This is a genomic window from Coriobacteriaceae bacterium (genome assembly GCA_025993015.1).
Lineage (GTDB): Bacteria > Actinomycetota > Coriobacteriia > Coriobacteriales > Coriobacteriaceae > Collinsella.
Genome location: DAJPFV010000001.1, coordinates 2,087,128 through 2,096,010, shown reverse-complemented (window position 1 = coordinate 2,096,010; position 8,883 = coordinate 2,087,128). Strand labels below are relative to the sequence as shown.

Below are 8,883 nucleotides of genomic sequence, written 5' to 3'. Positions count from 1 at the left end.
ACGCGCGCCGCGATGGCGCTGCCGGCCATCTGGTTTGATCCGTTGATGGCCTTGGCGAGGCACGGCGCGGTGTACGTGACCGAGCCGTCCGTCCACGTGATCTTGCTCCTCGTCCAGATGTACTTGCCCTTCGCCCACGCGGGCTGGGCCTACGACCAGCTGCCGCCGGACTGCGCCGTGGAGCTCGTGGAGAGGTAGTACTGCTCGACGATGCCGCGCACGCCGGTACCGGTCGAGCCCTTGTCGCCCTTGGCGCCGTCGATGCCGCTGATGCACACGGGCTCGCTGTACTCGATGTCGCCGGACTGCATGGTGGTCTTGGTGCGCGTCCAGATGTACTTGCCCGACACCCATTGCGGCGCCGTGGTCTGCCATCCGCCCTGCGGCTCGGTGACGCGCGACGTTCCCTGGGCGTACTCGACGTCCACCGACGCTATCACGGCATCGGCGACGGCGATGTCCTTGTCGCCGAGCTTCGCGCCGGGGCCTAGATGGACCTCGCTCTCGTCGAGGTTCCAGTAGTTCTTGCCGCTCCTGTCTTGGATGGTTCCGGCCTTGATCAGGTCGCCCATGAGCGTGCCGACCGTGATGAGGTCGGCGGTGAAGCCCGCGCCGGTGCCGAAGGTGCGCCAGTCCCACGAGCCGTCGGCCTTGCAGCCGGAGGCGATGCGGAAGCCCTGCGAGCACAGCTGCATGGCGCTGCCCTTGCCCGTGGTCGAGCGGCCGTTTGCGTCCATGGGTACGGATGCGTAGATTGTCCCCTGCTCGAAGCTGGTGAAGGTGTAGCTGCTGCCGGACATGTTGAACTGTGTGTTCATCGCGTCCACGACCTGCTGGAGGTACGACGGCGGCGTCGATGCCGCCACGTCCCAGCTGGACGAGCGCTTGGACAGGCTGGACACTTTCTGCTGCTGCGCCAGCAACATGTCCGCAATTGTCTCGGTCACGTTGCCGAGCGTCACGCGGACGGTGCCGCCGAGCTCATCGGTGACGAGCTTGGTCACGCGGCCCTCGCAGCGCAGCGCCGGGCTGAATGCCGTATCGACGATCTGGACGTCGTCGCCCACGGCGACGCCCTCCCACTCGCGTCCGAACTGCACGAGGTCGACGGCGTCGGCCTCGTAAGTCACTCCCGGCTCTTTGCGGGAGTCGAGGTACGCGCGGGTCTCGGCGAGCAGCGTCGCCGCGTCCTCGCAATTTGGATTTTCATATTGCCCGAACACGTGCGCGCGCCCGCCCCTGCCGTCGGGTCGACCGTAGAGCTTGAGCGCGGTCGCGTCCTCCACGTAGTTCTTGCCGTTGTTGATGTCGCCGAAGGTCAGCTTGCGGCCGTATCCACCGGTATCCGTCTCGATTCCCTTGCCGTAGCCGTAGCAGGCCGTTATCGCCCCGTAATGCTCGGTGCGGGAGACGGATGCCAGGTCCTTGGTGTAGGTGAACCGGCGGTGACCGCCCTTCGCGCCTCGATGCGAGCGGATGCCCACCCTGCGAGAGGTCACCCTGCCGCCGGATACGGTGATTTCAGTCTCAAGCTCACCGCCGCATTTCAAGATTGACTGGAGAGCCTCGCGCGCCGAGGTGTGGTAGAAGGTCAGGCTCTTGTCGACGGTGCCGGTCTGGTCGACGGTGCCGGTCTGGTCGACCGTTCCGGCGGTCCAGCGGGTCGGCCCAAGGCAGACATTCAGCGCCTGCAAGAAGCCGTAGCCGTAGGGGCGCTTGTCCTCGATATAGTCGCCGTACGTCTCGCAGATTGAGTTGATCGCCGTGTCCGTGTAGACCGTATCGCCTCCGGCGTGGAGGCCCTTGGGGTCTTGGCAGACGTGCTCGTGGACCTTGCCGAGGCGGTCGGCCCACACGAGGCGGTAGCCCTGCTTGAGCGCGAAGGTCGTGACGATGTCCACGCTGTCCTCGCCGTTGAGCTCGTCGGTATGGGTGAGGGAGAGCAGCTCCTCGGGGCCGATTGTCGATACGTAGGCGTCCTGCCACGTGTATACGTCAATTCGCACCTAGAGCCACCTCTCCTCCCATTCGAGCGTCGCGGTGCCGCCGCTCGTCTTGATCTGCTGCACGCCGTCGAGCGAGAAGAAGTCGCTCGCGACGGTCACGGGCCAGTCCGCGCCGTTGACGGTGCAGCGCTCGGCGCGCATGTCCAGCACGACGGTCTGTGCGCCCGTGAACGACGCCTCGACGCGGACGAACCGCCCGGTCGAGACGTTGGTGATTGTCCAGCTCGAGCCTGCCGGGGGCCTACACGTGACCGTAGGGTAGGCCCTGTAGTTGCCCCCGGCGGCGACGGCGCGCTGGGATGCCGACACCTGCTCGGAGCGCCGCTGCCCGTAGGCGGCGGGGTCTGCACAGTAGAACCCGAGCGTGAGATTCGGCATGTGCGCGTTGCGCCCCTGCTCCGCCCCTCCCCTGTAGCGCGCGAGCATGTAGCGCTCGGGAGCGTCGTCGAGCACGAGGGCCTTCTCGCCGCCGGACAGCGCCGAGGCGAGCACGGCCCTTGCCTCGGCGACCTCGTCGAGGGAGCCGCCGACGATGTTGCAGTCGACCGCTATCTCGACGGGCTCGAGGCCCGTGGCGCGGACGTGCGTGCCGTCCATGCCGGGGACCTCGGTCTCATCGAGCCGCACCTTGGGGACAACCGGTCTCGTGACCTTGGTCACCAGCAGGTACGGCGTGAGGTCGATTCCTCCGAATATCATGCGAACCCCCTTGCGGCGAGCGTGTGCCTGCCGCGCATCGCGATGGCGGAGGAGACGCGCTCCGAGTCGATGTACAGGTTTCCGTCCTTGTCCCTGATCTGCTCGAGGACGGACAGGATGCCGGCGAGGGCGTCGTCGGAATCCTCCTCGGGACGCGCCGGAGTGTAGACAGCGGACGGCGCGACGGTCAGGCCCGTCGAGAGCATCCCCTGCGCGGTGTCCATGGCGCCGCTGATGGCGGAGACCACGGTGCCGGTGCCGGAGCCGATGCCCTGCGCCCAGCCCTGCATGAGGGCCTTGCCCGAGAAGGTCGTGTAGCCGTGCCCGGAGAAGGGGCCGACCTTTGCCGGCGAGAACGGGAAGAAGGAGCGGATTCTGGAGACTGCACCGGAGACCGCCGAGGTCACCGAGCCGATAGCGGACATGATGCCGTCCTTCAGGCCGTTGAGTATCGACTTGCCGGAGTTGAAGAGCCAGTTGCGCGCGCCCGAGAAGAATCCGGTGATCTTGCCCTTGATGCTCGTGACGGTCCTGTAGACGGAGTTGATTCCGTTGGACGCCGCGCTCTTGATGCCCTCCCAGATGGACGAGCAGGCGCTCTTGATGCTCCCCCACATGCTCGACCACGTGGAGCTGATGCTGTTGAGCACGGAGCTGATCACGCCGCTGACCTGATTTATCGCCGAGTTGACGGCGAACTTGATGCGTCCCCAGACCACCTCGGCGAAATCGCGGACGGTGTCCCACACGCTCGACCAAACCGAGCTGATTCCATCGAGCGTGGACGTTATCACGGACTCGACGACCCCGATGGCCGCCCGCACGGCGAACTCTATCTGAGACCAGACGAGCTCGGCTACCGACTTGATGGTATTCCAGACCGTATCCCAGTCTCCGCTTATCGCGGCGGTGACCGTGGAGATAACCGTCTGCACCACGGCCATCGCGACCTGGACGGCAGTGGAGATTGCATCCATCACGCCAGTCAGGACAGCGGAGATCACGGGCCAGACGGCATTCCAGACGGCGGAGATGATGCCCATCGCCACCTGGATGGCGCCCTGGATGAGCGGCATCGCCGCCAGCACGGCGGACAGCACGGACTGCACGGCGGGCATGGCGATGGCGACGAGCTGCGAGACGGTCGTCATCACGTCCGCGATGACACCGACCAGGAAGCCGATGACCGGCGACAGCGCCTGCACGATGCCGAGCACCACCTGTATGCCGGTGGAGAGCACCGGCAGCACGGCCTGCGCGATGTTGAGCAGCGCCGTGCCGATTGGCGCGATGAGCGGCGCGATGAACCCGATTGCCGCCTTGATGCCGTTACCGACGGACGTGGCCACGCCAAGGATGGCCTGAAGCGCCGAGCAGATCTGCGAGGAGTCCAGCTTCGGCAGCTTGATACCGATGCCGGCGAGCGCCCCGACGGCGATGTTCCACGCCGTGGCGAGCGCCTCGGACACGATGGGCGTGAGCACCGACGCGATGCCGGAGAGCGCCGCGGGGAGCGCCTTGATGATGCCCTGCCCGATCTGCGCGACGCGCGGCGCGATGTTCTTGGCGACCGCGCCGACGGACGTGAGCAGCTGCCCGGTGAGCTGCGAGAAGTCCACGTCGTCTCGGCCCAGACCGGTGAGGAAGTTCTCCCACGATGCCTTGGCCATGCCGATGGAGCCGGAGATGGTCGTCGCGGCTTCCTTGGAGGTCGTGCCGGTGATGCCCATCTCGGACTGCACGGTGTGGATCGCCTCGACCACGTCGGCGTAGCTGTCGATGGTGAGGTCGGCGGTCTTGCCCTGCGTCGCGCGCAGCTTGTTGGCGTCCGCGATGAGTCGCTCCATCTCGGACTTCGTGCCGCCGTAACCCAGCTTCAGGTTGTCCAGCATCGTGTAGTTTTGCTTGGCAAAACCTTGGTAGGCGTTCTGGACGTCGGCCATGTCCGAGCCCATCTTGTTGACGTTGTCCGCCATGTCGCCCATCGCCGTGTTGGCGGACTCGGCGGCCTTCGCCACGTCGCCGCCGCACGAGCTCACGAGCGATGCGGCGAAGCTGGTCGCCTGGGTCATGTATTGGTTTGCGCTCATGCCGCACGTCTTGTACGCATCCGCGGCGTATCCCTGCAGTTTGCCGGACGCGGAACCGAAGAGCGTATCGACGCCGCCGACCAGCTGCTCGTAGTCGGCGTATGCGGATACCGCGGCGCCGCCGATTGCGGTCACCGCCGTGGTGAGCGCGCCCATGCCAGCCGCGGCGACGGTGCCCACGCCCCTTGCGACGGTGCCGAGCCCGCTCAGCAGCCCGCTGGAGCGCTTGACCCCGCCGTCCACGCCGGAGGTCATCGTGTCGCCAAATGACTTTCCGGCCTTGGAGCCCGTGTCGCCGAACTCCGAGCAGATGCTGCCGGCGAAGCCCTTCATGGACGGCATGAGCGTGATGCATGCCGAGCCTACGCTAGTCGCCATCCCGTCCTCCTAATCCTAGAATCTCGTCGATTTCCGCCCTGTTCGCGAGGGCGTTGCGCTGGTGCCTCTTGAGCTCCGCGAGCTGACCGGGCGTCTTGAGCGGCTGCGGCTCCTGCGGCGGCCGGTGCTTCTTGTCGCTCAGCCCCCACGCGAGGCTCCTGAGCTGGTGCTCGATACGCCAGAGCATGTACGTCTCCTCGCTCCACTTGAGCTCCGGGTACATGCGGCGCGCGCACCTCGACTCCTTCGGCAGCTGCTCCCACAGGAGGGCGGCGCGCCGGAGGTCGTCCGGTCCGCCCTCGAGCGGGAGGTCGATGCCGTAGTACTGTCTGAAGTCCGCTACGACTTCTGCGCGGTGCCCTTCGAGCTCGATGACGAATCCTGGGAGTTTTTTGCCTTCGCCGCCTCGAATGCGGCCTGCATGAGCACGCCCGTGGACTCGACGGAGCCGCCGAGGCGCTCCATGTACTCCTCGTCGCGGCCGGCGAAGACGCGCTCGAAGGCCTCGAACATGCCGGCGGGCTCGGTCTCGCTCTTGGCGAACTGCTTGTTCGTCTTGTAGCTGAGCAGCTCGTCGAGGTCGGCGGTGAACTCGCCGTCGATGCCGGGGATGATGAATGTGAGCTCGGTCATTACTTGCCCTCCGCGGTCTCAGCGGCCTTGGCGGTCGCGGTCTCGGTGGACTGGATGTAGTCGTAGCAGGTGTTGCCGGCATCGTCGGTGAGGTACTTGACCGTGAGGGCGCGCGCGGCGAGCTCGTCCACGGCGAGGGTGAGGTCGTCCAGCTCGGAGGACTGGGGGAGCGGCACGACCTTGCGCCAGCGGCAGCCGTTCTTGAGCACGAGCTCTAGCACGGCGGGCCACGTCTCGGTGGAGTCGCCGTTGTGCTTGACGGTGATCATGCCGGCCTCGTCCTTGACGTTGCCGGAGCCGTACATGACCTTGAGGGTCGCGGCCTTGATCTCGGCGAGCGTGAGCTGCGCGCTCTCGACGCGAGAGGTCTGCGGCGACGCCATGAGGTCGCCGTTCATGTCCTTGATGTCCTCGGAGTCGGTGTCGAGCGTCTCGACGTAGCCGTCCTCGCTGATGTAGCCGAGGCACTTCCACGCCTCGGGCAGCGCGGTCGTGTAGTCGGTCGGCAGCGCCGTTCCGACGGGAGCGGTGAAGATGTAGCCGCCCTTGACTCCCTTGGCGCTGGAGACGTTGGCGACGTTGTTTTTGTTGCTTTCTGCCATGATTGCTCCTTATTCGCAGATGGTCAGGTTGATGTTCGTCTGGTATCTGGGAGTCCCCGTGTCGGGGTCGTCCCATCGGTAGGTGCCGTCGGGCACGGCGGAGAACACGTTCGGCTCGTCCTCGATGGCGGAGCACGCCCGCTCGACGGCCTCGGCGATCTCGTGTGCGCGCCTGCGGGTCTTCGCCCACGACGTGGCGAGCACGCGCGGCGACTGGATGAACCGCGTCGCGCTCGTGGCTGCGAGGGTGACCTGGACGAACTCATCGGGTCTCTCGCGCGGAACGTCCGGCACGCACTTGATGCCGGTCGCGTGCATAAGGCGCTGGGCCACTACCCTCTCGATATCCATCAGTCACCCCCGAAGACGGATTGCAGGCGGTTGTGCTTGCGCTCGCTCACGTTGGCGTGCTTGCTATCCGTGTAGACGACGCGGCCCCTCGCAAGCGAACCGCCTGCGACCGCGGTGCTGTAGCCGTTCTCGCCGTACTTCGGCGTGAACGTGGAGTTGCATGCGGCCGCGGCGGCGTTGGCCTTCTCGGTGAGCATGGCCTGCACGCCCCCGCCGTTCATGACCTCGGCGTATCCGCCGCGGTTCCAGCCCTTCCACTTGATCTTGACCTCGCACTTCGCCCTAGCCATCGGTTCGGGTCACCTCGCAGGTGAGGTCCCAGGGGCCGGGCGTGTTGGCCGCGGTGTATCGCTTGGGGTCGCCGACCACCTTGTAGTCGGTGCCGCGCACCGTGACCGTCGCGTCCTTCAGGGACACGTCGGCGCCCTTCGGGAAGCACAGCGTGAAGGCCACCGTCACGCCGTTCGGGCGCGTCGAGTCGAGGTCGGCGGTCGCGCCGGGGCAGACGACCACGTTGTCGACCGCCGTCTCGGTCACCGCCTCGCCGGCCGGCTCGCCCAGCTCGTCGAGCGAGTGGGCCGCATTGCGCACGGTCACGGTCTCGCCGGAGATGAGGCACGTCATTCGGTCACCCCACCCCTCTCGAACGGGGTGAGCGCCCCGAGCGCCTGGCCCGTGAGCCCGAGGCGCCTGAGGTCGCTCTTCCCGAGGTACATCTCGCCGAGTGCCGAGCCGTAGGTCACCGATGCCGTGTAGCCGCCCGCCCCCTGGCTGTACTGCGTGGCGCCGGCCATCGCGGACGGTGCCGAGAGCACGCGGTTGACCAGCAGGCAGCACACGGCGGGGGCGGCGCGGTCGAATGCCGGGCACGCCCCCTCGATGTACTCGCCGATTCGGTCCTCATACGCCGAGAGCATCAGGTCGGATGCGTCCTGAAGCAGCACACCGGTGCGGGCCTCGTCCGCGGGCTCGCCGTAGCGGGCCTTGTAGTCGTCCACGCTGGCGAGCGCGGCCATGGCTACTGGGCCTCCATGATCCCGGCGTCGACGAGGGCCTGCACGACCTTCGCGACGGTCGGGCTGGCGCCGGGGTTGGCGACCTTCTTGGGCAGCACGAGCGGCTTGCCGTCGGGCGAGACGAGCGCAACGTGCTGCGGGAGGATGCTGGACGCCTTGCCCGCGTCCTCCACGATGAACTTCTGGACTAGATGAGCCATCTCGGGACCTCCTAGGCGCTCTTGAGGACGGCGAAGGCCTTGGGGTCGAGTACCGCGTAGGCCAGCACGGCCTCGGTGCGGTAGGCGATCTGGTTGTAGCCCTTCAGGTCCTGACCGGTGTTGTCGGGGTCGCCGTACTCGATGACCTCGGCGGTGATGTCGCGGACCATGCCCCACTTGATGGCGGAGAAGTCGCCCATGATCGCGGAGACATTGGTCGGGGTCTTGGCGAGACGGCCGTTCACGGTGCCGGACACGGAGGCGGGGATGCCGTCGAGGTTGCCCACGTTGAGGGAAAGCGGCACCTCGGGGTACAGGCGCTGCCCGGTGGCGGGCACGCGCAGCTTGCGCAGCTCGGAGGCGAACTGGCGGCTCATGGCGATGCCGTTGATGCCGTAGTCGAGCAGGGCGTCGGAGAGGGAGTCGATGTCGTCGACCGGGGAGTCGGTCTTGGCGACGCTGTGGACGTCCTTGTCAGCGGTCAGGGCGGTGTAGCCCGTGAGGCCGAGGCCGGTCTTGGGGTTGATGGCGTGGTAGACGATGTAGTCGAGCGCGCGGCCCGCGGCGGCGGTCTGGTCGGCGATGATGTTGGAGATGATCTCCAGCTGGTTGTCCTCGTCGGCCCACTTCAGCTCGTCGGAGACGCGCGTGGTCGTGACGATCTTGGCGCGCTTTGCGACCACGGGGTCGGTGGAGATCTCGGAGCCAGACTTCTTGCCGCCCTCGGCGACGACCTCGGCCTCTGCGGTCGGGTTGAACACGAGATAGGTCGTGTCGGCGAACTTCTGCGGCGTGCTGGGGCTCAGCGTGGCGATGGTGGAGGTGTCCTTCACCTTGCCGATGATGGTGGAGACCACGCTGGACGGCAGCTTGATTTTCTGGGTGTCGTTTGCAGCCATTTCTGTGCC

At 66.7% G+C, this 8,883-nt stretch carries 12 protein-coding genes; all 12 read right to left on the bottom strand.

Annotated elements, in window-relative coordinates; genetic code table 11:
* Positions 1–149: 149 nt before the first annotated feature.
* The 12 genes from OIL77_09100 to OIL77_09045 all read right to left on the bottom strand — a co-directional run bounded on the left by OIL77_09100 (position 150) and on the right by OIL77_09045 (position 8,874).
* Positions 150–2,006 (bottom strand): phage tail protein, encoded by a 1,857-nt coding sequence (locus OIL77_09100; protein ID HJI45555.1) that lies wholly within the window; start codon positions 2,004–2,006, stop codon positions 150–152.
* Positions 2,007–2,705, bottom strand: coding sequence for a phage tail family protein (locus OIL77_09095; protein HJI45554.1), 699 nt, complete (start codon positions 2,703–2,705; stop codon positions 2,007–2,009).
* Entirely contained in the window at positions 2,702–5,173 is a 2,472-nt protein-coding gene (locus OIL77_09090) for a hypothetical protein (GenBank protein ID HJI45553.1), read from the bottom strand. The genes OIL77_09095 and OIL77_09090 overlap by 4 nt, the downstream gene beginning before the upstream one ends.
* Positions 5,163–5,396: a hypothetical protein gene (locus OIL77_09085; GenBank protein HJI45552.1), complete on the bottom strand. Its 234-nt coding sequence runs from the start codon at positions 5,394–5,396 to the stop codon at positions 5,163–5,165. Before OIL77_09085 ends, OIL77_09090 begins: the two co-directional genes overlap by 11 nt.
* Before the next feature lie 116 nt (positions 5,397–5,512).
* Positions 5,513–5,806, bottom strand: a complete 294-nt coding sequence (locus OIL77_09080) for a hypothetical protein (GenBank protein HJI45551.1) — start codon at positions 5,804–5,806, stop codon at positions 5,513–5,515.
* On the bottom strand, positions 5,806–6,408 hold the full coding sequence (locus OIL77_09075) for a hypothetical protein (GenBank protein ID HJI45550.1): 603 nt from the start codon (positions 6,406–6,408) through the stop codon (positions 5,806–5,808). The genes OIL77_09080 and OIL77_09075 overlap by 1 nt, the downstream gene beginning before the upstream one ends.
* 9 nt (positions 6,409–6,417) lie before the next feature.
* Complete coding sequence (locus OIL77_09070; protein HJI45549.1) at positions 6,418–6,759, bottom strand: hypothetical protein; 342 nt, start codon at positions 6,757–6,759, stop codon at positions 6,418–6,420.
* A complete protein-coding gene (locus OIL77_09065; protein HJI45548.1) occupies positions 6,759–7,049 on the bottom strand; it encodes a hypothetical protein in 291 nt (96 codons plus the stop codon). The genes OIL77_09070 and OIL77_09065 overlap by 1 nt, the downstream gene beginning before the upstream one ends.
* A complete protein-coding gene (locus tag OIL77_09060; protein ID HJI45547.1) occupies positions 7,042–7,383 on the bottom strand; it encodes a hypothetical protein in 342 nt (113 codons plus the stop codon). The genes OIL77_09065 and OIL77_09060 overlap by 8 nt, the downstream gene beginning before the upstream one ends.
* A complete protein-coding gene (locus tag OIL77_09055; GenBank protein ID HJI45546.1) occupies positions 7,380–7,775 on the bottom strand; it encodes a phage Gp19/Gp15/Gp42 family protein in 396 nt (131 codons plus the stop codon). The genes OIL77_09060 and OIL77_09055 overlap by 4 nt, the downstream gene beginning before the upstream one ends.
* A gap of 2 nt (positions 7,776–7,777) precedes the next feature.
* Positions 7,778–7,975: a hypothetical protein gene (locus tag OIL77_09050; protein ID HJI45545.1), complete on the bottom strand. Its 198-nt coding sequence runs from the start codon at positions 7,973–7,975 to the stop codon at positions 7,778–7,780.
* Positions 7,976–7,986: 11 nt separating this feature from the next.
* Positions 7,987–8,874 (bottom strand): phage major capsid protein, encoded by an 888-nt coding sequence (locus tag OIL77_09045; protein HJI45544.1) that lies wholly within the window; start codon positions 8,872–8,874, stop codon positions 7,987–7,989.
* Positions 8,875–8,883 lie beyond the last annotated feature (9 nt).